This window comes from Pseudoalteromonas sp. JB197 (assembly GCF_002332205.1).
In the GTDB taxonomy this organism is placed as follows: Bacteria; Pseudomonadota; Gammaproteobacteria; order Enterobacterales; family Alteromonadaceae; genus Pseudoalteromonas; species Pseudoalteromonas nigrifaciens.
This window is the reverse complement of the sequence record NZ_NRGZ01000001.1, coordinates 1,052,132-1,075,786: the sequence shown is the minus strand read 5'-3', so window position 1 is coordinate 1,075,786 and position 23,655 is coordinate 1,052,132. Positions and strand designations below refer to the sequence as shown.

The 23,655-nt window shown below is 39.6% G+C and carries 26 protein-coding genes and 1 pseudogene; 17 read left to right on the top strand and 10 right to left on the bottom strand.

From position 1 onward, the window contains the following. Window positions 1-88 precede the first annotated feature (88 nt). Window positions 89-1,036: a LysR family transcriptional regulator gene (locus CIK86_RS05165; protein WP_011327987.1), complete on the top strand. Its 948-nt coding sequence runs from the start codon at window positions 89-91 to the stop codon at window positions 1,034-1,036. Window positions 1,037-1,148: 112 nt separating this feature from the next. Here the strand turns inward: CIK86_RS05165 and CIK86_RS05160 are convergent, their stop codons facing one another. Beyond that, window positions 1,149-1,517: an MliC family protein gene (locus CIK86_RS05160; protein WP_011327986.1), complete on the bottom strand. Its 369-nt coding sequence runs from the start codon at window positions 1,515-1,517 to the stop codon at window positions 1,149-1,151. Between the two features lie 314 nt (window positions 1,518-1,831). Here CIK86_RS05160 and CIK86_RS05155 point away from each other — a divergent pair, with 314 nt between their 5' ends. Beyond that, window positions 1,832-2,278 carry a hypothetical protein gene (locus CIK86_RS05155; RefSeq protein ID WP_086995586.1) on the top strand — a complete coding sequence of 149 codons (447 nt, stop codon included), beginning with the start codon at window positions 1,832-1,834 and terminating at the stop codon, window positions 2,276-2,278. A gap of 12 nt (window positions 2,279-2,290) precedes the next feature. On the opposite strand, the gene icd is transcribed toward CIK86_RS05155, so the two are convergent. Beyond that, on the bottom strand, window positions 2,291-3,541 hold the full coding sequence (gene icd, locus CIK86_RS05150) for an NADP-dependent isocitrate dehydrogenase (RefSeq protein WP_041454683.1): 1,251 nt from the start codon (window positions 3,539-3,541) through the stop codon (window positions 2,291-2,293). Window positions 3,542-3,766: 225 nt separating this feature from the next. Further along, window positions 3,767-4,327 carry a hypothetical protein gene (locus CIK86_RS05145; RefSeq protein ID WP_086995589.1) on the bottom strand — a complete coding sequence of 187 codons (561 nt, stop codon included), beginning with the start codon at window positions 4,325-4,327 and terminating at the stop codon, window positions 3,767-3,769. A 344-nt stretch (window positions 4,328-4,671) separates the two neighbouring features. On the opposite strand from CIK86_RS05145, the gene CIK86_RS19210 reads away from it, so the two are divergent. The 4 genes and pseudogenes from CIK86_RS19210 to CIK86_RS19345 form a co-directional block, all read left to right on the top strand. Further along, window positions 4,672-4,839, top strand: coding sequence for a hypothetical protein (locus CIK86_RS19210; RefSeq protein ID WP_007375427.1), 168 nt, complete (start codon window positions 4,672-4,674; stop codon window positions 4,837-4,839). Between the two features lie 137 nt (window positions 4,840-4,976). Further along, on the top strand, window positions 4,977-5,702 hold the full coding sequence (locus CIK86_RS05140) for a hypothetical protein (protein WP_254910730.1): 726 nt from the start codon (window positions 4,977-4,979) through the stop codon (window positions 5,700-5,702). 256 nt (window positions 5,703-5,958) lie between these two features. Next, window positions 5,959-6,996, top strand: a complete 1,038-nt coding sequence (locus CIK86_RS05135) for an IS110 family transposase (protein ID WP_096317089.1) — start codon at window positions 5,959-5,961, stop codon at window positions 6,994-6,996. A 215-nt stretch (window positions 6,997-7,211) separates the two neighbouring features. Next, window positions 7,212-7,409 (top strand): annotated as a pseudogene (locus tag CIK86_RS19345) (hypothetical protein); the annotation flags it as partial. Between the two features lie 34 nt (window positions 7,410-7,443). Here CIK86_RS19345 and CIK86_RS05125 read toward each other — a convergent pair. The 5 genes from CIK86_RS05125 to CIK86_RS05105 form a co-directional block, all read right to left on the bottom strand. Beyond that, window positions 7,444-8,022: a YceI family protein gene (locus CIK86_RS05125; RefSeq protein ID WP_086995546.1), complete on the bottom strand. Its 579-nt coding sequence runs from the start codon at window positions 8,020-8,022 to the stop codon at window positions 7,444-7,446. 66 nt (window positions 8,023-8,088) lie between these two features. Next, entirely contained in the window at window positions 8,089-8,643 is a 555-nt protein-coding gene (locus tag CIK86_RS05120) for a cytochrome b (RefSeq protein WP_011327979.1), read from the bottom strand. A 233-nt stretch (window positions 8,644-8,876) separates the two neighbouring features. Continuing rightward, a complete protein-coding gene (locus CIK86_RS05115) occupies window positions 8,877-9,629 on the bottom strand; it encodes a ScpA family protein (RefSeq protein WP_089368950.1) in 753 nt (250 codons plus the stop codon). Window positions 9,630-9,725: 96 nt separating this feature from the next. Then, on the bottom strand, window positions 9,726-10,346 hold the full coding sequence (locus CIK86_RS05110) for an L-threonylcarbamoyladenylate synthase (protein ID WP_011327977.1): 621 nt from the start codon (window positions 10,344-10,346) through the stop codon (window positions 9,726-9,728). Next, window positions 10,343-11,197 carry a PHP domain-containing protein gene (locus CIK86_RS05105; RefSeq protein WP_011327976.1) on the bottom strand — a complete coding sequence of 285 codons (855 nt, stop codon included), beginning with the start codon at window positions 11,195-11,197 and terminating at the stop codon, window positions 10,343-10,345. Before CIK86_RS05105 ends, CIK86_RS05110 begins: the two co-directional genes overlap by 4 nt. 488 nt (window positions 11,198-11,685) lie before the next feature. Between CIK86_RS05105 and CIK86_RS05100 the strand changes: the two genes are divergently transcribed. Genes CIK86_RS05100 through trpA form a run of 6 tightly spaced genes read left to right on the top strand, consistent with a single transcriptional unit; the run spans window position 11,686 to window position 18,304 of the window. After that, window positions 11,686-13,254, top strand: a complete 1,569-nt coding sequence (locus CIK86_RS05100; RefSeq protein WP_086995549.1) for an anthranilate synthase component 1 — start codon at window positions 11,686-11,688, stop codon at window positions 13,252-13,254. A 1-nt stretch (window position 13,255) separates the two neighbouring features. After that, entirely contained in the window at window positions 13,256-13,858 is a 603-nt protein-coding gene (locus CIK86_RS05095) for an aminodeoxychorismate/anthranilate synthase component II (protein WP_041454404.1), read from the top strand. An 11-nt stretch (window positions 13,859-13,869) separates the two neighbouring features. Then, window positions 13,870-14,937, top strand: coding sequence for an anthranilate phosphoribosyltransferase (trpD, locus tag CIK86_RS05090; protein ID WP_086995552.1), 1,068 nt, complete (start codon window positions 13,870-13,872; stop codon window positions 14,935-14,937). Next, window positions 14,930-16,294, top strand: a complete 1,365-nt coding sequence (gene trpCF, locus CIK86_RS05085) for a bifunctional indole-3-glycerol-phosphate synthase TrpC/phosphoribosylanthranilate isomerase TrpF (protein ID WP_086995555.1) — start codon at window positions 14,930-14,932, stop codon at window positions 16,292-16,294. Before trpD ends, trpCF begins: the two co-directional genes overlap by 8 nt. A 7-nt stretch (window positions 16,295-16,301) precedes the next feature. Next, window positions 16,302-17,486: a tryptophan synthase subunit beta gene (gene trpB / locus CIK86_RS05080; protein WP_011327971.1), complete on the top strand. Its 1,185-nt coding sequence runs from the start codon at window positions 16,302-16,304 to the stop codon at window positions 17,484-17,486. Continuing rightward, window positions 17,483-18,304, top strand: a complete 822-nt coding sequence (trpA, locus tag CIK86_RS05075; protein ID WP_086995558.1) for a tryptophan synthase subunit alpha — start codon at window positions 17,483-17,485, stop codon at window positions 18,302-18,304. The genes trpB and trpA overlap by 4 nt, the downstream gene beginning before the upstream one ends. 83 nt (window positions 18,305-18,387) lie before the next feature. Here trpA and CIK86_RS05070 read toward each other — a convergent pair whose 3' ends face one another. Both CIK86_RS05070 and CIK86_RS05065 read right to left on the bottom strand, forming a co-directional pair. Then, complete coding sequence (locus CIK86_RS05070) at window positions 18,388-18,657, bottom strand: HU family DNA-binding protein (RefSeq protein WP_011327969.1); 270 nt, start codon at window positions 18,655-18,657, stop codon at window positions 18,388-18,390. 197 nt (window positions 18,658-18,854) lie between these two features. Then, entirely contained in the window at window positions 18,855-20,279 is a 1,425-nt protein-coding gene (locus CIK86_RS05065) for a sodium-dependent transporter (RefSeq protein WP_086995562.1), read from the bottom strand. Window positions 20,280-20,467: 188 nt separating this feature from the next. On the opposite strand from CIK86_RS05065, the gene CIK86_RS05060 reads away from it, so the two are divergent. From CIK86_RS05060 to CIK86_RS05040, 5 genes are all read left to right on the top strand, one after another. Continuing rightward, complete coding sequence (locus tag CIK86_RS05060) at window positions 20,468-20,770, top strand: YciI family protein (protein WP_058373227.1); 303 nt, start codon at window positions 20,468-20,470, stop codon at window positions 20,768-20,770. A 159-nt stretch (window positions 20,771-20,929) separates the two neighbouring features. Next, window positions 20,930-21,202: a PepSY domain-containing protein gene (locus CIK86_RS05055; protein WP_086995566.1), complete on the top strand. Its 273-nt coding sequence runs from the start codon at window positions 20,930-20,932 to the stop codon at window positions 21,200-21,202. Between the two features lie 3 nt (window positions 21,203-21,205). Next, the gene (locus CIK86_RS05050) at window positions 21,206-21,880 is read left to right on the top strand and encodes a response regulator transcription factor (protein ID WP_007375447.1); all 675 of its coding nucleotides are present in this window, start codon (window positions 21,206-21,208) and stop codon (window positions 21,878-21,880) included. After that, window positions 21,874-23,211, top strand: coding sequence for an ATP-binding protein (locus CIK86_RS05045; protein ID WP_011327965.1), 1,338 nt, complete (start codon window positions 21,874-21,876; stop codon window positions 23,209-23,211). The genes CIK86_RS05050 and CIK86_RS05045 overlap by 7 nt, the downstream gene beginning before the upstream one ends. Then, entirely contained in the window at window positions 23,198-23,608 is a 411-nt protein-coding gene (locus tag CIK86_RS05040; protein WP_086995569.1) for a hypothetical protein, read from the top strand. Before CIK86_RS05045 ends, CIK86_RS05040 begins: the two co-directional genes overlap by 14 nt. The last annotated feature ends 47 nt before the right edge of the window (window positions 23,609-23,655 follow it).

Genomic DNA, 23,655 nt, shown 5'->3' with positions numbered 1-23,655 from the left:
TTACGGCTATTATTTTTTAGTTGTTTACACCTTAGCAAGCAGGCTTTAATTTAGATAATTAATACAGTAAATAAATAAGATTGATTAAATGAATATAAGAAATGTCGATCTCAACTTGCTTGTGTACCTAAACGTACTAATAGACGAAAAAAGTGTTTCTAAAGCGGCTAATAAACTCGCACTTACCCAACCTGCTATGAGTAATGCGTTAAAGCGGCTGCGTGACTTATTTGACGACCCGCTTTTGGTGCGGGCTTCAGGCTCTATGGCGCCCACAGCAAAAGCGCTGGCACTAAAGCCCGAAATAGAGTTATTACTTAAAATGGCTGAAGAAATTACTCAGCCCACTGAGCTATTCGATCCGACAAGTGCCAAAGTAACGTTTAGAATTATGGCAAACGATTATTTAGAGTCGACGTTAATCGCCCCTTTTATAACTGAGCAGTTGAGTAAAAACCCAGGAATAAACTTTGATATACTCAGCCCAAGTGATGTAAATCTGCAAGATATGGAAAAAGGCACCATAGATTTAGCAATTAACCGCTTTAATGGTCTACCACGCTCGTTTCACCAAGCTACGGTTTGGCGCGATAACTATTGTTGTTTAACGCACCCCAATAATCAATTTTTACAACAGTCGAGCCTAGAAGATTACTTAAAAAGCGAACATATTTGGGTAAATCGTGCAGGTTGGGGGCCTGAGCCCGCTGTTACTAATAAATCTGGTAAGCAAAAGTTAGGATGGGTAGACGAAGCACTGTGGCAATTAGAACAAACTCGAAAAATACGCGTTTTTACACGCCACTATATGATTGCCAGTTTACTGTGCCAGTCAGATAAGTTAATTGCTACATTACCACGTCGCCAAGCTAAGCTGTTAACTACGCATACTAACTTGGTTATCAGCCCAGTACCTTTTCAAATTGTACCTATTGAGGTAAAAATGATCTGGAGCCCATTGTTGCATCATGCATCGGCGCACCAATGGTTACGCAGAGAACTACTGGAATTTGCAAAAACAATTGCCGACAGGTAGTAATACTAGTGCAAAGGTATATAAAATTTACAACGAGTAACTTGCACAGTAGATGTTGCAAATTACTCGTTAAATTCGCCTAAGTTTAGGCTTTAATGCGTATTAATAAGGCTTATAGCGCTGTACATGTTTCAATTGCATCACCCGTGCTACCATCTTGCATATGGCTAAACAGCGTGCCTTCAGAGCCAGTACCTGATGCTTTAGTCCAAAACTCGTACTTGTCATTCATATAGCGCGCACCACTGGCCGACACAGCAATCTTCATTTCGTATTCTGTACCTAAATAGTCAACTGTTGCAGTGTCTGTAGAGGGGTAAGTTACCGCCATTGTATTACCACTTTCACACTGATAGTTATGCACTATTACCGCTGTTTGTGCCGTGTTTTTTACGTCGGTGTGGCTGTTGTCTTGTGGCTCATTACCACAAGCCGAAAGCATTAATGTGGTGATAATAATAGCAGGAGCAAAAATTTTCATAGCAGTCTCTTTATTGTTAGTTAGTGGTTAAACCATTGCCTGTGTAACAAGGTTATTGTTAAGTGTTATCTGTTAACTTACTAATAATAGATACTTATACCAGTGTGGTTAAGCCTCTGTATCTAGTTTGTAAAATTAACAACTGTGGCTACTGTAAGCTAATTAGGCTTAATGTAGCCTTGCTAAACACACTAAAATTCGTCGTAATTTAACAGTATTGATATAATCAATATCAGCTATTGAAAACAACAATTTTATTAATACTAGAGTTAGCGCTAGAGTGAAATTAAGCCAACTAACTAAGAGTAATAATTATGCAAACTTCATCAAGCTTCACCCAACAAGACGGATTGTTTATTAATAGCCATTTTCATCAATTTATTGAGCAGCAGTTAGCACCACTAGCGGCGATGCCAAGCGATGATATTTATCAGGTACTTGCCACTTTAGTAGATGAATTTGGCTGTACTTGTCGTAAAACTAAACATAATGCGGATGATGTTTTAGACGTGCAAACATTGCTTAATGCTTATCAGCATAATAACCACCCTTATTGCAATGTAGACTCGCAAACAACAGAAGCTGTTCTGGATGAGCATTGCTGCCAAGTTCCAGCCATTATTGTAGTTGCGTTAATGGATACGCTTAGCGGCACATTTAATACCGACCAAGATGCACATGCTATTTATCATCGTGCTGCGCAGTTAACTAATCGTGCATGTACGCATCGCGTAAACCTTGTTAACGTATCTGCAGCCTAATAATGGTGTTGTTTAAAAGTGCTCGATGACCCTAAGTGCAAAATCTGTACAACTTAAGGGCATCGAGTTATGAGGCTCAGATAGCAAATCAAACGTAACCTCTCCCGCCGCTAACGTGCGCTCTAAGGCATTTTCTATTAAATTAGCCGCCTCATGCCACTGCATAAACTTAAGCATTAATACCGCACTTAAAATGCTGCTGCTCGGATTCGCTTTATTTTGCCCAGCAATACGCGCAAATGTACCGTGCGTGGGTTCAAAAAATGCTACCTCATTATTTAAATTAGCCGCCGGCATTATGCCTACCCCACCTACTTGTGCGCTAAGCATATCTGCTAAAAAGTCACCATTTTGATTAGTCGTTGCAACTACATCAAATTGCTCTGGGTGCATTAAACACTGCTGTAACATGTTATCGGCTATAACTTCTTTAATTATAAGTGGTGGCTGCCCTTGTCGTGGAATATGTAACCAACGGCCGTTTTCATCATCAATGGCTTGGTATTCACGCTTAGCGAGTGCAAAGCCCCAGCGTTTAAATGCACCATCAGTAAATTTAAGCACATTACCTTTGTGCACTAAAGTCAGCGATTCGCTGTTATTTTTTAGCGCGTAATTAATTGCGTAACGTACTAGGCGCTCTGAGCCTTCTTTAGAAATGTTTTTAATGCCAATTCCGCATTCTTGGGTAAACCTTAAACGCGTAACCCCCATTTCTTCGCATAAAAAATCGAGTACTTTTTCGCTTTCAACACTACCAGCTTGCCACTCTATACCCGAGTAAACATCCTCACTGCTATCGCGCAACACAGTGATATTAGTTAAATAAGGATTTTTTAACGGCGATGGCAATGCACTAAAGCCTTTTATAGTGCGCATATTGACAAATAAATCCATTTCTTGTCTAAGTGCAACGTTAAGCGAGCGAAAACCACCACCTAAAGGAGTCGTTAATGGCCCCTTAATCGCTATTTTACATTCTCTTACTGCATTTATTGTTTCTTGTGGAAACCAATCACCATCATATAGTTTGGCTGCTTGCTCACCATTGTATACCTGCATCCAATGAATTTTTCGCTTTGCTTGGTAACAATGCGCTATCGCGCTATCAACCACTTTTCGCATTACAGGCATCACATCTTGGCCTACTCCATCACCATCAATGTAAGCAATAATAGGTTGCAACGGAATTTGCCATTGGCCATTTTTTGCTATTTTTATGCTTTGCCCCTGTTCGGGCACATTAATATGTTGATACTGCAAAGCTAACATCCATCAAAAGTACATTACACTCGATTAAAGCATGTTAAATTAAGCGTGTCTGCAGTTGCTTTTTATAGCGACTATTACAGTAATGAATAGTCAGAACTTGCCATTTTATAGCTGTTAATAAATGAGTTTTTGAATTGGCGCAGCTTATAATAATTAAAACTGTAAAAGTAATCTTAGTGGTTTTTATACGCACTTATTATTTGCAGCCGGGCATTTTTAGTGCGCTTCGCTATTCGCTGTTTTTATAACTTTATAAAGATATTGGTAACCATATTCACTAAAATTTTGTGACTGCTGATTCATAAAGCCATGCAGGTATAGTGTTTTTAAACAGCGCACATTGTTTTTGGCCGATAAATTAGTTATTAATTCATCTACATTAAAGTGCGGTTCAAACCCAGGGAAAATGAATTCACATGGATGAATAGCATCTATATTTAAATAATTACGTATTTGCGTAGGATAAAAAGCAATCACTTTTTTAAGATGTGTAGTTGTAGTACTCGCTTGTGCCCGCCATGCAGCGCTAGCACCGGCACTAAATGCAATACAAATAGTGGGTTTGCTTAATTTATTAAAATATTCTTCGAGCTTGGCTGCATATTCGTCATGGCCACAGTGTTTAATAAATAACTTATAGTATTCCTCTTCATTTTCAAGGGCTTGATGAACTCCATTATAGGGATCAACTATTTGGTTTTCAGCATTAAAGTGCTTAGCTAATTGCTGTAAACAAGGTGTTTTACCGTAAATATCGCTGATAACTAGGTATTGCATCATTTCCCTTTTAAGTTATTGATAGTGGCTGTCATAAATAATATAACAAAAAGCTTGCATATAAAATACAACTGGGTTACCTTCCCTCTCTGGTTTAAATAAACCACCGCGGTTAACCATTTACCCTGATCCAGTAAGCCCCGCAAAACGTATATTCAAAAGCTAAGTTATTGTACGGCGAGAACCCCTTAAATAATACCGAGATGATTTTATTATCATCGCAAAAGTGTCATAAAGATCGTCAACACTGTAATGAAGCTAAACACAACATCGTTAATTTATTAACTGCATATAGCTATAAAAAATAGCGCAGAATAAATAACAAGAATAAAGTGAGTTTTATTATGTCTTATAAATATAACGGGTCTATGATCCAAATTGCACATCCAGTGCAGTCAATTTCAGTAAACAAACATCGTGTAATTTTTAGTGATACACAAGGTTTAAAAAATGCATTGTTTCAAAAAGCAAGCGATGCGCGTCAATTTGTTAAATGGCTAAAAGCCAGCTAACCTACACTGATTATAATTTGCCTACTTATTAGCGCAATAATCAAAATTAAATGCCAGCCTTGTTGCTGGCATTTTACTTTTTATCACTTTATTAGCTACACTTAAGGTTAATAGAATAATAGTAGGTAATTTTTGTAATGCTCCGCGCATTTTTAGTTGTTTTTATACTTAGCTTATTCAGCTCACCAGTTATTGCTAATACCATTAACTGGTTAACGCATGACTTTGCACCCTACTACATTTTAAATGGAGAAAACAAACACCAAGGTCGCGACGAAAGCATTATTTCTTTACTCGAAAAACAACTCCCCAATATTACTTTTAATAGAATACTCATTCCTTCGGGCAGAGTTACCCAAGAACTCTCCAATACCTCAGCCAATACGTGTGCTTTGTCACTGTATAAAAATAGTTTTAGAGAAGAGCGCATTTACTTTACTGATGAAAGCTCTACTACTGGCCTTTCTCCTGCAGTAGCTATGCATATTAAGCTCAGTAGAGCACTTAAGCTACCTGCTGATAAAGCGGTGTCGTTAGCCTCTTTAATTACGGCTGATAAGTTAACTTTAGGTATTTCTATGAGCCGCTCTTACGGTAACGAAATAGACACACTTATTAATACCACACCCGATATAAATTTAATTATTAGACCTACCCGAGATAGCTTAGCAAGCCTTACTTATATGCTTAATTTAAAACGCATTGATTTGTTATTAGGTTACCCAAGCGAGCACTACTATTTAGCTAAATCTATGAATTTTGATAAAAACCTAACACAGCGACCCCTTCTAGGGCCTGTTTATCTTTCGAGGTTAAATTTGCAGCAGTGTGTTTGGTATTTAGGCAAGGCAGAGCCTATGTAGTGTGGTTATTCCCCATAAATAGGCGATAACGCAGCATAAATACCAAACACGCGCTGCCTGAAGGTTCGTCCTAGGGACGATTAACTCTTTGTTGCTCGGCTTTTACTTAGCCCACTAGGTTACAAACCTCGCGCCACGATTAAATCGTCCTTAGTTAGAACAAATTTTAATCCTGAAAGGTCAACAGATGTATGGACTCCCACTTCCATCAGAAGTAACGTAATAAGTGTTCAAACTTTTACTAAGGAGCCCATACATGTTGAATTGTAATGTGATAGCGATTGATTTAGCAAAAAATTTATTTCAAGTTTGCAAAACGCAAAGCAATGGCAAAGTTATTTATAACAAAACAATAAGCAGAGCCAAGCTTAAAGAGTTATTAATTAAAGAACAGCAATCTTTAGTTGCTATGGAATCATGTGGTGGTACGCATTATTGGGCGCAATTTGCTAAACAGGCAGGGCACCAGATCAAAGCGATCAACGCGCGACAGGTAAAAGCGTTTCGTCAAGGGCAGAAAACCGATGCAAATGATGCGCTGGCTATTTCAGTTGCAGCGAGACAGCCTCATATAAAAGGAAGTCGTTTACTTTCAGTGCAAGAGCAATGCTTACAAGGCATTGAATGTATGCGTGATTTATTAGTCAAACAAAAAGTCAGCTTAGGTAATCAACTAAGAGCTTTATTGTTAGAGTTTGGTTACCCAATTGCTCAAGGGGATACGAAGTTGACCCAAGCGATACCTGAGATATTAGAAGATGCTGAAAACAGCCTAACAGGCGCTTTTCGCTTCACAATTAACCGAGTTTATCAGCGTTTTACTGAGGCGGTCGAAGAGGTGAAGCTGATTGAAAAGCAATTGCATGAAGTAATTAAAGAAGATCAAACCTGTATACGCTTGCAAGCATTAGAAGGCGTGGGACCGGTCTGTGCAATACTGATTAAAATAGCACTAGGTAATACAACCCATTTTAAAAATGGTCGAGAAGCAGCGGCCTGCTTTGGTCTAACACCAGTACAGCATAGTAGCGGGGGAAAACAAAAGATAGGCTCGATATCTAAAGTAATAGGAAATAAGAAGCTGCGTAGTGCTTTGTATAAAGGCGCATTAGCTGTTGTTTCACAACTAGAAAAAAGAGAAGTTCGTAGCCAAAAAGATATATGGTTAAAAGAATTAAGTGTACGTCGAGGCAAAAAAGTAGCCGCAATAGCGTTAGCAAATAAAACAATCAGAACGGCTTTTGCAATGCAAAAGCATAACAAAGATTATCAGCCACAATTACTTGTGGCTTAAAAACTTGTCAGAAAGATCGATTGAAATAGGTAAGACCGACCTTCAATAGACTGTTAGGGTCTGAAGTTTGAAAAACTGCTCAACAGAAAAGTCATGAAGGTGCGAATACATTTGAGGCCAGGGGTAGCTCCTCAATTTGAGCCCGTATATAAGCTAGCATCTAATTTATTTCAATTTTATTTTTGACATTAATAGGGAGTCCATATAAGGCCCTAGAGTCACCTGAGTTAAGTTATGGCTATATAGGTTGCACTAAAAACCAGCAAGGTGCCAAACACATTGCTTTGTTAAATGAACAACTAAAAATAATTAAACAAACCCAAGCTTATACGCAAATATTAATGCGCTGGTTACCTGCGCATTTAAAAATAAAGCTTAAAACACGCATAGCAGAAACAAAAAACGCCACATAATGTGGCGTTTTTATCGAAGTGCTTACTTCAGATATTACTGACGAATACCTTCAATAGATAAACCAATATCAACATGAGTTGATGCTGGGCCTAAATTGTAGTCAATGCCATAGTCAGCTAACTTAAGGCTAGTTTCGCCTTCAAAACCTACACGATGACCACCCCATGGATCTTTACCTTCGCCTACTTTATCTATTTCAAAGGTAATGGTTTTAGTAACGCCATGCAAAGTAAACTCACCCGTCACTTCACCAGAATCGTCGTCATCAAACTTTACGCTGGTACTTTTAAACATTGCCGTTGGGTATTTACTAACATTTAAAAAATCTTTACCTCGTAAGTGCTTATCGCGCTCTGCATGGTTAGAATCTAAACTCGTGGTATCAATGTTTACCGTGATCTGTGATGCGTTTGGTGTTTTTGCATCATAACTAAATGTACCGTCAAAGGTATTAAAGCGACCATGTAACCAACTATAGCCTAAATGCTTTATTTTAAAATTTACAAACGCGTGTGCGCCTTGTGTATCAATCACATAATCAGCAGCGTTTACAGCACTTGCCGATAGCAGCATAGCGCCTGATACCGCGGTACTTAATAGTAGTTTTTTCATTGTAATCATCCTTTTATTGGTAAATACCCGTTAACATTAATAGCTAATCTGAGTTCAGGTTAGCTATTAATTTTTAGCGTTAATTGGTTTAATCATTCGAATTAATGTTTTATCTTTATCTATAAAATGGTGTTTTAATGCACCTAGTGCATGCAGTACAGCAAAACCAATTAAAGTGCAGGCTGCGTAATAATGCACTTCCCCAGCAATATCGGCTTGTCCGTCAAATGTAAAGTTTATTGCTGGCACATTGAATAACGTAAACACTTCGATAGCTCGCCCATCTGCGGTAGAAATTAAATAGCCTGCTACAACAATAACCGCCAAAATAATGTACATAATAATATGGGCAGTGTGCGCTATTTGGTTCATTGTTTTGTTAGTACCCAGTGGCTTAGGTTGAGTCGAAAAAGAGCGCCATAAAATTCTAAACAAAAACACCGCAGCTAAAGTCAAACCTATGCTTTTATGCAAGTCTAATGAGCCTTTATACCAACTATCGTAGTAGGTAAGTTCTACCATGTACAAGCCAAGGCCAAATAAACCAAAGATAGTTAATGCCATTAGCCAATGTAAAATAATCGCAATAAGCCCGTAAGATGCAGGCGAGTTTTTAAACATGTCTTTATTCCTTTATGTTATTACACCTACAATATCGCGCCAGAGCATAAATAGGAATAACATTTACAAACACTTTACGTGCATATACGCACAGAAGTATGTTTACGCAGCCAATTTTATTAACTAGTAGGTAATAAGTAGAGAATTATAAGACTTGCATGCGGAGCTTTTTAATAACTATTGTTAATTGTAATCGTTATTAAAAGAGGTTGTTTTTGAGTGCTTATTAATAACTATTGAGTCGATTTTTTACTGAGGCTCACATAAATAAGGCTATCTGATGTGACTTGCAGGCAGGTAATTAACCCTTCTTTTACCAGCTCAAGTATAGCGATAAAGCTAACCACTGCACCGCTTCGCCCTTCATTAACAGTAAAAAGTGCACTAAATGGTAAAGCCGATTGAGTATGTGATAACTGCTGCAATATTTGGCTCATGCGTTCACGGGTAGAAAGTACTTCGGCGCTAATTAAGTGATGTTCTAGTGTTTTAGCGCGCGCCATTATATCGCTCAGGGCAAAAAGTAAATCTTTAAGTTGCACTTCAGGAAGCTGCTCAGTGATATTTTCAGCCACCGGCATAGCAGCATGGGCTACAAAAATATCACGACCCACCCGCGGAATTTCGTCTAAGTTTTCGGCGGCTTTTTTAAATTGCTCGTATTCTTGCAAACGTTTAATAAGCTCTGCACGTGGATCTTCCTCTTCTTCTAGCTCTTTGTGTACGGGCAACAGTAAACGAGATTTTATTTGCGCCAATAAGGCTGCCATCACTAAATACTCGCCCGCAAGTTCGAGTTGAAACTCAGTCATCATTTCAACATAACTCATGTATTGCTCTGTAATACTAAAAATAGACAATTCGAGAACATCAAGCTTGTGTTTTTTTATTAAATACAGCAATAAATCGAGCGGCCCTTCAAACGTTTCTAAAATAATTTCCAGCGCATCTGGCGGAATATATAAATCAGACGGTTTATCGACCATGGCTTTACCATGTAAAAAAGCCAGTGGCAGCTTTTGCTGCACTGGCTTTTCAATGGGGGGGCTTATTGGTTTGGTGTTTTCTTCGTTCACTATTTTTTACTCAAACGGACTAGTATCACCACAGCCAACACGCAAAATTTGCACTTCATCTTCAGATAAATCAACCACTGTGGTTGCTTGCTCTGCTAAATAACCACCATGGATAATTAAATCTACGTGTTTATCTAATCGCTCAATAATTTCATCTGGATCTGACTCAGTGTATTCTTCACCTGGCAAAATAAGTGAACACGACATGAGTGGCTCGCCAAGTTCCTCTAGCAATGCACACGCAATAGGATGCGCTATAACGCGTATACCTATGGTTTTTTTCTTGTCGTTTAATAAACGTTTTGGTACTTCTTTAGTGCCTTTAAAAATAAAAGTATAAGGCCCGGGAGTATTGTTTTTTATTAATCTAAAGGTTTGATTATCTACGCGTGCATACGTAGAAAGCTCAGATAAATCGCGGCACACTAAGGTAAAGTTATGGTGTTTTTCTATGCCACGAATACGCTCAATACGCTCTTTTGCTTGTTTATTACCAATATTACACCCTATGGCGTACCCCGAATCTGTAGGGTAAACAACAACGCCGCCTTGCTTAATTATATCGGCAGCTTGTTGAATTAACCTTGACTGTGGATTCTCTGGATGAATATGAAATAATTGACTCATGTTGCTGCTCCTTCTTGCTTTTCCCAAGCTTGCCAAACGCCGCGGCAATCCTTAGGTAAGTATAGATTTTTACCAAGCTCTAAGTAGCTTGTCGGAAAATGAAAATCAGACCCTTGTGAACACAACAAATCATACTCACGGCTCAACTCGCCTAAAAATTGACGATCACTTGGTGCTTGCTGAGGCTGAGCAACTTCCATTGCGTCTCCGCCAACAGATTTAAACTCAACCAATAATTTGCGTAGCCATTTATTAGACATTTGATAACTGCTAGGGTGAGCTAAAACCGCCACTCCACCAGCGGCATGAATCGCCTTAATAGCCGTTTTCATATCGCACCAACTACTTGGTACATAACCGGTTTTTCCGCGCCCTAAGTATTTTTTAAATACCCCGGGAAAGTTTTTTGCAACACCGCGTGCTATTAAAGCGCGAGCAAAATGCGCGCGAGTAATTTGCGCATCTTTTGCAAGCTCTTTTGCTTGCTCGTAAATATCATCAAAGCCATTTTTAGCTAGGCGTGTACCTATTTCTAACGCGCGAGTTTCGCGTTTTTGCTGTTGCTCTAGCAATAAAGCCGTTAGGTCTGAATTTTCAGTATCAATATTTAACCCCACAATATGAATTTCAAAGCTTTCCCAGCGGGTTGATATTTCAACTCCGGTGATCAGCGATAATGGTAGGTTTTCGGTATCAATAATATGCTGAGCAGGCTTTATGGCCGCCACAGTATCGTGATCTGTAATAGCAAACACATCTATATTTTTATCAACAGCACGATGCAATAGCTCTGCAACGCTTAGCTGCCCATCGGAATGTGTTGTATGGCTATGTAAATCATATTTTATCAAAAGAAAACTACTTAAAATTAAGTGTGGAAAGTATCGGTAATTAGTATAACAAGTTTTTTAACTAAATTGTTTTTAAATAAACACTTGACATCAAAGCATATGATACGTTTTACTGTACGCACTTAAAGACACTATAAGCATTAACAATAATGAACAATTCTACTTTAAACACTATTTGGTGGTGGCACTCGTAATTTCCGGGTGATGAATTGTCGTGTCTAACAAATATTCAAAACCCGCAACTGTGCGGGTTTTTTTATCACTAAATTTTATAATTATTATTTAAACGTATCTTTTTAACCAGTAACGACTGGAAAAAATAAAAAGCATTAGAGGCTAAAAAACATGAATAACAATCTTACTCTTACACATCGTTGGTGGCGCTTAATTTAGCGGGACGGTAATGATCTGTTTGTAATTTAGATATCGTTATTTAAACCCCGCATTGCTCAGCATTGCGGGGTTTTATTTTTTTGAGGGAATGAGGTTTGATTTTTAGTCACATAACTACAACACCAGGCGAAGTAACCAGTATTACGCAAGTACGCGACTATATTAGTAGCCCGCTTGCACTATATAGCGCACTTGATAAGCCAAATTCGCTACTGCTTGAGTCGGCCGAAATTGAGTCTAAAGACAGTGTTAAAAGTTTAATTTTAGTTGATTGTGCACTGCGTATTGTATGTCAGGGTAAAACTGTAACTATTACAGCGCAATCAAATAATGGGCAACAGTTACTAAGCTACTTACATGCTAATGTAAAAAGCTGTAAAGCCACGCTAAACGATACAAGATTAACGCTTGCGTACTTAAACTCAAACAATGATATTGACGAAGCGAGTAAGTTGGTTGCCGATAATGCATTCAGTGCACTGCGCACCTGTATTAACAGTATTAAAAGCACTACTAACAATCCTTTTTCGGTATTTTTAGGCGGTGTATTTGCCTACGACATGGTGGCCAATTTTGAGCAGTTAAGTGATGTACCAGACGGCGAAAACACCTGCCCAGATTACGTATTTTATTTAGCCGAAACACTCGTTGTTATTGATCATCAAAAACAAACCACAGAACTTATTGGTAATGTATTTAATGGCCCCGACGTACATGCAAACTGTTTTGAAGTAGGCAAAGAGCTAGAGCGCTTAAATGCCTTATGCGATAGTGCTGCACCATTTAGCGCCAAAATGCAAAGCGGCGAATGCAATGTTGCTATTGATATAAGCGACGAGACTTACTGCGAACAAGTAGTTAAGCTGAAAAAGAACATTGTAGATGGCGATATATTTCAGGTTGTGCCTTCGCGTACTTTCTCGCTGCCTTGCCCCGACCCTCTTCATGCTTATAGCAAACTTAAACAGCAAAACCCCAGCCCGTATATGTTTTATATGCGCGACGAAGACTTTGCTTTATTTGGTGCATCACCCGAGTCAGCACTTAAATATACTGTGGCATCAAAACAGGTCGAAGTGTATCCAATTGCAGGAACTCGAGCACGTGGCAAATTTGCTAATGGTCAAATAAATCTAGACCTAGACAGCCGTATCGAGCTTGAACTTAGAAACGATCAAAAAGAGCGCGCTGAGCATTTAATGCTAGTTGATTTAGCCCGTAACGATGTTGCCCGTATTAGCGTAGCCGGTACTCGCTTTGCAAAAGAGCTATTAAAAGTAGACCGCTACTCTCAAGTAATGCATTTAGTGTCGCGCGTGGTCGGCACGCTAAAGCCAGATCTTGATGCACTACACGCATACCAAGCATGTATGAACATGGGAACCTTAGTTGGTGCACCAAAAGTACGCGCTGCAGAACTTGTGCGCCAAACCGAAGGTAAACGCCGTGGTAGCTACGGTGGCGCTGTAGGTTATTTAACCGGCGATGGCGCTATGGATACCTGCATTGTTATTCGCTCAGCTTTTGTAAAAAATAATATTGCTTACGTGCAAGCCGGAGCCGGAGTGGTATTTGACTCAGATCCGCAGTCAGAAGCAAACGAAACCCGTGCTAAAGCACAAGCGGTTATTACCGCTATTAAATCTACTTTCGAGGCGGGTTAACATGAGCCAACAACACCCAATTAAAATTTACTTTTTAGATAACTTTGACTCGTTTACCTATAACTTAGTTGACGAGCTAACTATGCTTGGCTGTGAACTGGTTGTTTACAGAAACAATATTAGCGCTGAGGTTATTTTTAATAAAATGCGCCAAGAGCAAGGCCAAGTGCTATTAGTACTTTCCCCAGGCCCTGGCACACCAAGTAATGCAGGCTGCTTAATGGATTTAATAGCGCTTACCAAAGGTCACTTCCCTATGCTGGGTATTTGTTTAGGCCAGCAAGCTTTAACCCAAAGTTATGGCGGCGTAATTGGCCATGCTGGGGAAACCGTACACGGCAAATCGTCAATAATTGATTTAGGTGAACACCCAGTATTTAACGGTATGGGCAGCACTATGCCCGTAGCGCGTTATCACTCTTTAATGGCCACTAAAGTGCCCGATAATATTGCAGTAATTGCCCAATACCAAGATATTCCTATGGCTATTTATCATCATGATGACAATGTTTTAGGGTATCAGTTTCATCCTGAGTCTATTTTAACCCCAAACGGCGCGCAGCTATTACAGCAAAGCATTGCCTACTTAACCGCTAGCCAATAAAGGAGAACATAATGAGTATACAAACCAAGCAAAACATTAATGTTCTCAGTGCTAATATGCACAATGCGAGCATTCAAACTGCAATTGAGCAACTGATAAGCAACCAATCATTAAGCTACACGCAATCTAAAGCGCTGTTTGATGAAATAATGCAAGGTAACATGAGTGATATTGAGCTTAGCGCACTGCTTATAGCGTTAAAATCAAAAGGCGAAATCAGCGATGAAATAGCTGGCGCTGCGGCGTCTATGCGAGAAAATGCGCTTGCCTTTAATACTACCCGTAACCAACTTGCTGATTGCTGCGGCACCGGTGGCGATGGCTCTAATACAATTAATATTAGCACTACCGCTGCTATTGTTGCAGCCGCGGCAGGTATTAATATGGTAAAACACGGTAATCGCAGTGTCTCAAGTAACTCAGGCTCTGCCGATTTACTCAAAGCATTGGGCATCAATATTGAAATGACGCCAGCACAAGCGGCAAATTGTTTAGAACAAACAGGCTTTACTTTTTTGTTTGCACCTCAGTACCACCCAGGCGTGCGCCACGCAATGGGAGTACGTACTGCCCTTAAAACACGCACTATTTTTAATATTTTAGGGCCTTTAGTAAATCCAGCTGCGCCTGAAGTACAGTTACTCGGGGTATACAACCCCAATTTATGCTTACCTATGGCACAAACATTAAGAACCCTAGGCACCAAGCGCGCAATGATAGTACATGGCTCTGGCACCGACGAAATTGCTCTGCACGGCCCAACTACTGTGGTTGAGTTAAATAATGGCAACATTAGCGAGTATACGCTTAACCCAAGTGACTTTGACCTTGCAAACTATTCACTTGAACAACTAACCGGTGAAGGCCCACAATACAACGCTAATGTCTCTCTTGCTATTTTGCAAGGTAAGGGTGATGAAGCGCATAATGCCGCTATTATTGTTAATGTGGCCGCACTGTTATACCTAAGTGGTAAAGCGCAATCGCTAAAAGACGGCGCACAAAAAGTACACACGTTATTAAGTTCAGGGCAAGCCATGAACACACTAAATGCAATTATTGAGGTAAGTTATGGCTAATGTATTAGACAAAATTGTTGCTGATAAAAAATTAGAACTAATTGAGCGCAAAGCCGCTCGCCCACTAGATAGCTTTAAGCACCTTGCGGTGCCAACAACTCGCAGCTTTTATAAAGCACTTGCAGCCCCTGGCATTCAGTTTATTTTAGAATGTAAAAAAGCATCGCCGTCTAAAGGGCTTATTAGAGAACCTTTTAATTTAACTGAAATAACCTCGGTTTATAAAAAGTATGCCAGCTGTATGAGCGTGCTAACCGACACCAAGTATTTTCAAGGCAGCTTTGATTACTTAGAGTTTGTACGTAGCCAAGTAGAGCAGCCTATTATTTGCAAAGATTTTTTTATAGACGAGTATCAAGTATATATGGCGCGTATTTATGGCGGCGACGCTATATTATTAATGCTCTCAGTACTTGACGATGAAAGCTATAAAGCATTGCATAGCGTTGCTGACTCGTTAAATATGTCGGTGCTAACTGAGGTAAGTAACGAAGCAGAAGTACACCGTGCGCTTGCCCTTGATGCTAAAATAATTGGCATTAACAACCGAGACTTACGCGATTTAAGTACAGATTTAGCCACCACCGAAAAGCTACGTAAACTTATTCCGGCTAATAAAGTCGTTATTTCGGAGTCGGGTATTTACACCCACCAAGACGTAAAACGATTAGCGCCACTTTGCGATGGCTTTTTAATTGGCAGCTCACTTATGAGCGAACGCGATTTAGAACAAGCCTGCAAAAGAGTTATATTAGGCGATAACAAAGTATGTGGCTTAACGCGCAGCCAAGATGCGCTTGCAGCGTATGAAAGTGGCGCCGTATATGGTGGGTTAATTTTTCATCCTAAGTCGCCTCGTTATGTCGACTTAGACTGCGCCATAGAGCTTAGCCAAAGTGCACCGCTTAACTTTGTTGGGGTATTTGTAGATGCGCCTATAGAGCAAGTAGCCCAGTACGCAAGTGTGTTAAAATTGGCGGCTGTGCAATTACACGGTCAAGAAAGTGACGATTACATTACCACCTTGCGTACACAACTACCTAGCGACTGCGAAATTTGGAAAGCACAGGCAATAAAAGATGCATTGCCGACTCCAGTACATGGTGTTGATCGCATTTTGTACGACACCTACAGCAACACCCAAGCTGGCGGTACAGGTAAAACATTTGATTGGTCGGTGCTACGTGATGCCACCACCCCCTTTATGCTTGCTGGAGGCTTAAATCCTGAGAACATTAAAGAGGCACTTTTTCAAGGCGCCTTAGGGCTAGACCTTAATTCTGGAGTGGAACAGTCTCCGGGTAAAAAGTGCCCTAACAAATTACAAAACGCATTTACAAGTATTAGAAATTATTGAGGTTAAAATGAAAAATCCAGCTTATTTTGGCGAGTTTGGCGGTATGTTTGTACCCGAGCTACTTGTCCCTGCGCTTAAGCAGTTAGAAAACGAATTTAACAAAGCACAAAAAGATCCACAGTTTCAGGCTGAGCTTTCAAAATTACTTAACGAGTATGCGGGTCGCCCTACGCCACTTACTTTAACGCGTAATTTAATTAAAAACCCAAAGGTTAAACTGTATTTAAAGCGTGAAGATTTACTGCACGGTGGCGCGCACAAAACTAACCAAGTACTTGGCCAAGCGTTATTAACTAAACGTATGGGTAAAACAGAGGTTATTGCCGAAACAGGTGCAGGCCAACATGGTGTTGCTACAGCACTTGCTTGTGCTCTGCTGGGTTTAAAATGCCGTATTTACATGGGTGCAAAAGACGTTGAACGTCAGCAACCAAACGTATTTAGAATGGAGCTAATGGGCGCGACTGTGATTCCGGTAACAGCGGGTTCAGGCACATTAAAAGATGCTGTAAACGAAGCACTACGTGACTGGTCAGCAAATTATCAAGATGCGCACTACCTACTTGGTACTGCAGCGGGCCCACACCCATTCCCAACTATTGTGCGTGAATACCAAAAAATTATTGGTGAAGAAGCAAAACAACAAGTGCTAAAAGCTGAAGGTCGCCTACCTGATGCCGTTATTGCCTGTGTTGGCGGCGGTTCTAATGCCATTGGTATGTTTAGTGATTTTATTAACGAGCCAAGTGTAAAGCTCATTGGTGTTGAGCCTGCTGGTAAAGGTTTAGATACACACGAGCACGGTGCTACTATTTGTAAAGGTACTAAAGGTATATTGCACGGTACTTACACCTATATTATGCAAAATGACGACGGCCAAATAGAAGAATCGTATTCTGTATCTGCCGGCCTTGATTACCCAGCTGTTGGGCCGCAACATGCATTTTTACACGAAACAGGTCGTGCACAATATGTAGCCATTACCGACACCGAAGCACTAGACGCTTTTCAGTCGCTTGCCAAAAATGAAGGTATTATTCCGGCGCTCGAATCTAGCCACGCCCTCGCTTATGCACTTAAATATGCAGAAGCGCTAACTGATGAAAGCATTATAGTGGTTAATTTAAGTGGCCGAGGCGATAAAGACTTAGCCCACGTTCACAATGTATTGTCGCAAGGAGGTCAAATATGAGCCAAGTAAAAACAGATCGCTACGGTAAAATGTTTGCAGCCCTAAATGAGCAAAAACACGGGGCATTTGTACCCTTTGTAACTATTGGCGACCCCGGTAAAGAGCAAAGTATTGCTATTATTAAAAGTTTAATTGATGGCGGCGCTGATGCCCTAGAGTTAGGTATTCCGTTTTCAGATCCAATTGCTGATGGACCAGTCATTCAAAAAGCAAATATTCGCGCCCTTAATGTACACATTAACACCCAAGACTGCTTTGATATTATTAAACAAATACGCCAGTACAATGCAGATATTCCAATTGGTTTATTACTGTATTCAAACTTAGTTTTTAAGCGCGGTATAGACACCTTTTATAAAGATGCTAAAGCCGCCGGCGTAGACTCTATTTTAGTGGCCGATGTGCCACTGCATGAGTCAAAAACATTTAGAAAAGCAGCCATGGCAAACGGTGTAGACCCTATCTTTATTGCCACCCCTAATGCTGATGACGACACGCTTCGTGCATGCGCATCGTATGGCAGAGGTTACACCTATTTACTGTCGCGTGCGGGAGTTACCGGCACTGACGAAAAAGCGCAAATGCCAGCGGGCAACATTGTAACTAAATTAAAAGAATACCATAGCGCACCAGCACTATTAGGTTTTGGTATTTCAACGCCTGATGATGTAAAAGCCGCATTAAGTGCCGGTGCTGCGGGGGCTATTTCGGGCTCGGCAGTGGTTAAAATTATCGAAGCAAACCTTGATGATTTACCCACCATGACCACACAATTAAAAGCCTTTGTAGCTAAAATGAAAGCTGCTACAGCGCTTTAATAAACTACAACGGAAATTAAAAAAGGACATTTTTAAAATGCCCTTTTTGTTTTTATAAATAAAGTGTTTAACGGAGAATTAAATTAAAGAACATCTTTTAACGCTTTAGAAGCCTTAAACACCGCTTTATTAGCCCCTTCAATTTCAATACTGGCACCGGTTTGTGGATTACGCCCAGTGCGTGCTGGGTAATAGCTTAATGCAAAAGTACCAAAACCGTTTATTTGAACTTGATCCCCTTCTGCTAGCGACTTAGTAATTACTTTTTGTAAACTGGTAAGTGCTGCTTGTGCGTCTTTTTTAGTTAACTCACTTTTTTGAGCCATAGCGGTAACTAGTTGTGCTTTATTCATTGAATGCTCCTAAATACACGCATAATGAAATTAATTAAGCGTGGGAATTTAACCATAATATAAAATAAAGTCAGGGAGGCTAAGGCTTACAAGGACGCAAGTCAACCCTGCAGCGTTAATACAATTAATATTATGTACATTTATTTCAGACATAAAAAAGCCGCGAAATACGCGGCTTAATTAATATTAATCAGTTTTTAAAAACCAAATAATTTCAATCCAAAAAACTTAGTTGCAACTGTGTTTATAAATATAGTCGCTAAAATAATTGGAATAAACGTTGAAAGCGAAAAGTTAACATATTTTTCCATAAAGCTGCCTGCATAATTAGGCGAGCCTATGCTCAACTCTTTACTTAAATTTGCTTTTTTCCAGCGGTACATTACAAATAAACACACCATTAAACCGTTAAGCGGTAAAATGGTGTCGTAAAATACATCGTAAACTACATCAAAAAAGCTTTTACTTTCACCGCCGTAACCAGTAAACGACGTTAAGCTATCTACCATACCAAACGACATAGTACATAAGATTGTAAGTACGCCTGTGGCTAAGGTTAAAATACCCAATGCTTTTTTACGGCTTATGTCTTTGCGATCGCTTAATGTTGCTGTAGGTACTTCTACAATAGAAACGAGTGATGTAATTGCAGCAAAAAATACTAATAAAAAGAATAAGAATGCCACTGCCGATGCACCAAAGTAACCAATATCATGTTGCAGTGCTAACAATATTTTAGGAAGGTATACAAATATCATCGATACTGATGAATCAGAAAGCGTTGCTGGGTCTGTATTTGGATCAAAGCTAAAAATAGCCGGTAACACCATTAAACCTGCAACAAACGCAACTAATGAGTCGGTAATCGCAACCATTTTTGCACTGCCTACAATGTCGTCCTTTTTAGATATATAAGACGCATACGTCATTAAAATACCCATACCAAGCGATAATGAGAAAAATGCTTGCGCTAACGCACCATTTAACACACTGGCATTCATTTTAGAAAAATCTGGAATAATATAATACTTAACACCTGCCATCGCGTTATCTAGCGTTAATACATAACCCACTAACACAATTAACATGACGAATAATGCCGGCATTAAAAATTTAGCCGCTTTTTCTATTCCTTGCTTTACGCCACCTAACAAAATTAAGTTAACAACAAGTACCACAGCTGCCATATAAGCAAATACTGTGTAGCTATTAATAAACAACCCAAAGTGTCCAGGGTTTGCCAACGAATCTAAATTACCAAGTGCGGTTTGCGTTAAATAGCCAAAAATCCATACGGTAATAACCATATAAAAAACCGCTATCATAAAAGGAGTAAATACAGCTAAAAAGCCAGCCAACTTCCATTTTGTGTCATTGTTACCCAATATTTTGTATGAACCTAGGGGATCTTTTTGCGCTTTACGGCCCATGGCCATTTCAGCCATCATTACGGGTAAACAAATAAATGCGACAAACAAGGCATAGACGAGCAAAAATGCGCCACCACCGTTTTTTGTTGCAGAAACAGGAAAGCCCACTAAATTACCAATGCCCACAGCAGAGCCCGCCGCTGCTAATATAAACCCTAGGCGGGAGCTAAAATGCTCTCTATTTTCACTCATGTATAAACCTTGTTATTATTTATCTTATCCATGGGACTCTAACAGTGTTACACAGCGCTTTTCAAGCAATTACACAGTAAAAAAATATTCTCACTGTAAACAAAGCTGTAAACACTTTTAATTCACCATTTTTCAACGCTATGCTAGTATACACTTAACTAAATTTAACAAATTTTATGAGATTCTTTATGTTGTACATGATTTATTCAATCGATGTTGAAAACAGCTTAGCACTGCGTAAAGAGGCCCGACCAGCGCACCTTGCACGCTTAAGTGAACTTGATTCGCAAAACCGTTTACTGACTGCAGGCCCGCTTCCGGCTATCGATAATGAAGACCCAAGTGATGCAGGTTTTACCGGTTCACTAGTAATTGCTCAGTTTGACTCTTTAGAGGCCGCCCGAGAATGGGCAGCAGCCGACCCTTATGTTGCGGCTGGCGTATATGAAAACTCAATTGTTAAACCATATAAAAAAGTATTCCCTGCTTAATAACACATGTACTTAACCTTGAATGATCTCACTATAAAATTCAGGGTTTGTTCACTCGTTAATTATTAAACTGTTGCCGTAAAATTCTTATTAAGTATTTAATTGAATTTTGGTAACTCAGTTTATTAAACTGAGTAGGTCTGATCTAGGAGTCCCGTCATGCGCGTATTATTAATCCTCAACTTTTTCGCTTGTATTTGTTTTGCTAATACGCTGCAAGCTAATACGCTGCAAGCTAATACAATAACCAAGGTTAATAGCGTTGAGATAAGCAAAAAGAAAGCGGTAGTACTTGCAAAAGAAACCACTGACGGTACGACATTAAAAATTACCGAAAAAATAAATTTTTATACTGTACGAATTTTAAAATCTGACGGCCACGTCGTAGATTTAAAAATAAATAAAAAAACTGGCGAAGTGAAAAAGGATTGATTGATGCGAATTTTAGTTATAGAAGATGATTTACACTTAGCAGATAACCTGCGTAATGCTCTAGAAAAAGAACGTTACAGCGTAGATTTATGCCACGATGGTGAAGCGGGTCTTTTTCATATCACTGAGTACCCTTTAGACATGGCTGTGGTTGACTTAGGTTTACCTAAAATAGACGGGATTGAGCTTATTAATAAAGCCCGTGCCCAAGGCATTACCATTCCTATTTTAATACTAACAGCGCGCGATCGTTGGCAAGACAAAGTAGAAGGCTTAGATGCCGGTGCAGATGACTACCTAACAAAACCATTTCATGTTGAGGAGCTAATTGCCCGTTGTAATGCACTAATTCGCCGCAGCGCAGGTAAAGCAAACCCAGAAATGACAGCAGGACCAATTAAAATTCATACTCGCTCGCAGCAAGTGTGGGTTGACGATAAAGAGTTAAGCTTAACTGCATACGAATACAAAGTACTAGAATACCTCATGGTTAATCCGCAAAAGGTAATTTCTAAATCAGAGCTTACTGAGCATATTTACGACCAAGACTTTGACCTTGATTCGAACGTAATTGAAGTATTTGTACTGCGTTTACGTAAAAAATTAGATCCTGAAGGCGTACTAAATCCTGTAGAAACACTACGAGGACGCGGCTACAGGCTTAAAAGCCAGTGGTAGCACCGCAAATATCGTTAAAAATAAGGCAAGGATTTATCCTTGTCTTTGTTTTGTTAGTCGCCCTGCCTATTTTGTTTTACTCTATAGGCACCGCTTATTATGCCTCTTTGGTTGATGCAACAGAAAAAAACCTCGAAGCCCATCTGTACTCCCTAATTTCTGAAGTCGACTTTACAGAGCGCGGCATTATTATGCCCAGCACTATTTTAACCCCCGAACTTAATAATTTAAATTCAGACACCTACGCAATGATATACCGCGATGATGTACCTATTTGGTATTCTGAGTCGGCGGTGAATGTTAATTTTACGCCAGAATATATTGAGCCCAAAGCCGGCGCCGCTGACTTTAGGCGTGTGGAGTATAATAACACCAGCTATTGGCAATTAAGCTTAACCGTTATTCTCAATAATATTGATCAGTCTGAGCAAGCACGCTTTATTTTACTCAAACGTAACGACGCGTTAGTAAAGCTTATGGATGGCTTTAAACAAACACTGGTTGACTGGATGTTTATAATGGGAATAGCAATTGCTGGGTTAATGGCAATTGGTTTTATTTGGAGTGCCCGCCCACTACAGCGCCTAGATAAAGAAATTAAAGCGATAGAGTCTGGTGATATACAAGAAATAAAAGGCTTGTACCCAGTAGAGTTACAAACAATAAAAGCTGATTTAAACTTATTACTTGAGTCGCAACAACGCCAAAAAGAGCGCTACAGAGCGTCATTAAGCGACTTAGCCCACGCACTTAAAACACCATTGGCAGTACTAAAGTCGAGTCCATTGGCAAATGATGCCGATGCACAAGAACAACTAGATCGCATCAATGTGATGATCGAGCATCAATTAAAGCGTGCTGCTACAGGTGCTTCCGACACTTGGAAAAAACAAACCGTTATTAAACCTGTTTTAGACTCTATTTTAAGCGCAATGGGTAAAGTATACCGCGATAAAGATATTATTTTTGACTGTAAAGTAGGTAAAAAAGATTACTTTTTAGGTGATAAAACCGACCTAATGGAATTACTTGGTAATTTAATTGATAACGCCTGTAAAGCATGTCGCTCGCAAGTAACCATTAAAGTAGCGCAAGGTAAAACCCTGTGTATTAGTATTAGCGACGACGGCCCAGGTGTACCACAAGACAAACGCGAATCTCTGCTTACCAGAGGCACACGCTTAGATACCTACGAAAGCGGCCATGGTGTAGGTATGGCAATCGTATCTGACTTAGTTAAGTCGTATCGTGGCTTACTCACCATTTCTAAGTCTGAGCAATTAGGCGGAGCCAAGTTTATGCTAGAGTTTAATTACCATGAAAAAAAGTAACCTTATAATTTATTTATTAAGCTTAACTTTATTATTTTTTAGCTCGGTAAGCTTTGCCCAGCAAACATGCAAATTACCTGCTCAAGCAACACCAGAGGTTACTAAGCGTTACATTCAGTGCCTAGATGATCAGTTAAATACAGCTAAACAACTACAAAATACTTGGATCCAAAAGCGCAAATTTGAGTTAAACAAATTAGAATTTGAAACTGGCAATACGCAAATTTTACAGCTGTTTATAAAAAGCATTGCCAGTAACGAAAATTATATTAAGCATAGTTGCCAGTGGCGCTACTCATTAAAGTTACCTAACGCTTTGAGCGCCGCAATAACCTATAAAACCTGCGAGCTATCACTAGTAGAGCAATTTACTTTAGACTTAAAGCGGCCTCTTTAATATTCAAAATAAGTGCTGCGCTATTGATATCGACATAAGTAGCGATA

What these genes read in the sequence shown, in the direction of transcription:
- CIK86_RS05040 (WP_086995569.1), top strand. Translation starts at nt 23,198, where the DNA reads ATGAAAAAAAGTAACCTTATAATTTATTTATTAAGCTTAACTTTATTA.
- CIK86_RS05095 (WP_041454404.1), top strand. Translation starts at nt 13,256, where the DNA reads ATGAGCCAACAACACCCAATTAAAATTTACTTTTTAGATAACTTTGAC.
- CIK86_RS05065 (WP_086995562.1), bottom strand. Translation starts at nt 20,279, where the DNA reads ATGAGTGAAAATAGAGAGCATTTTAGCTCCCGCCTAGGGTTTATATTA.
- CIK86_RS05135 (WP_096317089.1), top strand. Translation starts at nt 5,959, where the DNA reads ATGTTGAATTGTAATGTGATAGCGATTGATTTAGCAAAAAATTTATTT.
- CIK86_RS05050 (WP_007375447.1), top strand. Translation starts at nt 21,206, where the DNA reads ATGCGAATTTTAGTTATAGAAGATGATTTACACTTAGCAGATAACCTG.
- CIK86_RS05070 (WP_011327969.1), bottom strand. Translation starts at nt 18,657, where the DNA reads ATGAATAAAGCACAACTAGTTACCGCTATGGCTCAAAAAAGTGAGTTA.
- CIK86_RS05165 (WP_011327987.1), top strand. Translation starts at nt 89, where the DNA reads ATGAATATAAGAAATGTCGATCTCAACTTGCTTGTGTACCTAAACGTA.
- CIK86_RS05115 (WP_089368950.1), bottom strand. Translation starts at nt 9,629, where the DNA reads ATGGTCGATAAACCGTCTGATTTATATATTCCGCCAGATGCGCTGGAA.
- trpD (WP_086995552.1), top strand. Translation starts at nt 13,870, where the DNA reads ATGAGTATACAAACCAAGCAAAACATTAATGTTCTCAGTGCTAATATG.
- trpB (WP_011327971.1), top strand. Translation starts at nt 16,302, where the DNA reads ATGAAAAATCCAGCTTATTTTGGCGAGTTTGGCGGTATGTTTGTACCC.
- CIK86_RS05155 (WP_086995586.1), top strand. Translation starts at nt 1,832, where the DNA reads ATGCAAACTTCATCAAGCTTCACCCAACAAGACGGATTGTTTATTAAT.
- CIK86_RS05055 (WP_086995566.1), top strand. Translation starts at nt 20,930, where the DNA reads ATGCGCGTATTATTAATCCTCAACTTTTTCGCTTGTATTTGTTTTGCT.
- CIK86_RS05140 (WP_254910730.1), top strand. Translation starts at nt 4,977, where the DNA reads ATGCTCCGCGCATTTTTAGTTGTTTTTATACTTAGCTTATTCAGCTCA.
- CIK86_RS05160 (WP_011327986.1), bottom strand. Translation starts at nt 1,517, where the DNA reads ATGAAAATTTTTGCTCCTGCTATTATTATCACCACATTAATGCTTTCG.
- trpA (WP_086995558.1), top strand. Translation starts at nt 17,483, where the DNA reads ATGAGCCAAGTAAAAACAGATCGCTACGGTAAAATGTTTGCAGCCCTA.
- CIK86_RS05125 (WP_086995546.1), bottom strand. Translation starts at nt 8,022, where the DNA reads ATGAAAAAACTACTATTAAGTACCGCGGTATCAGGCGCTATGCTGCTA.
- CIK86_RS05060 (WP_058373227.1), top strand. Translation starts at nt 20,468, where the DNA reads ATGTTGTACATGATTTATTCAATCGATGTTGAAAACAGCTTAGCACTG.
- CIK86_RS05120 (WP_011327979.1), bottom strand. Translation starts at nt 8,643, where the DNA reads ATGTTTAAAAACTCGCCTGCATCTTACGGGCTTATTGCGATTATTTTA.
- CIK86_RS19210 (WP_007375427.1), top strand. Translation starts at nt 4,672, where the DNA reads ATGTCTTATAAATATAACGGGTCTATGATCCAAATTGCACATCCAGTG.
- CIK86_RS05110 (WP_011327977.1), bottom strand. Translation starts at nt 10,346, where the DNA reads ATGAGTCAATTATTTCATATTCATCCAGAGAATCCACAGTCAAGGTTA.
- trpCF (WP_086995555.1), top strand. Translation starts at nt 14,930, where the DNA reads ATGGCTAATGTATTAGACAAAATTGTTGCTGATAAAAAATTAGAACTA.
- CIK86_RS05145 (WP_086995589.1), bottom strand. Translation starts at nt 4,327, where the DNA reads ATGCAATACCTAGTTATCAGCGATATTTACGGTAAAACACCTTGTTTA.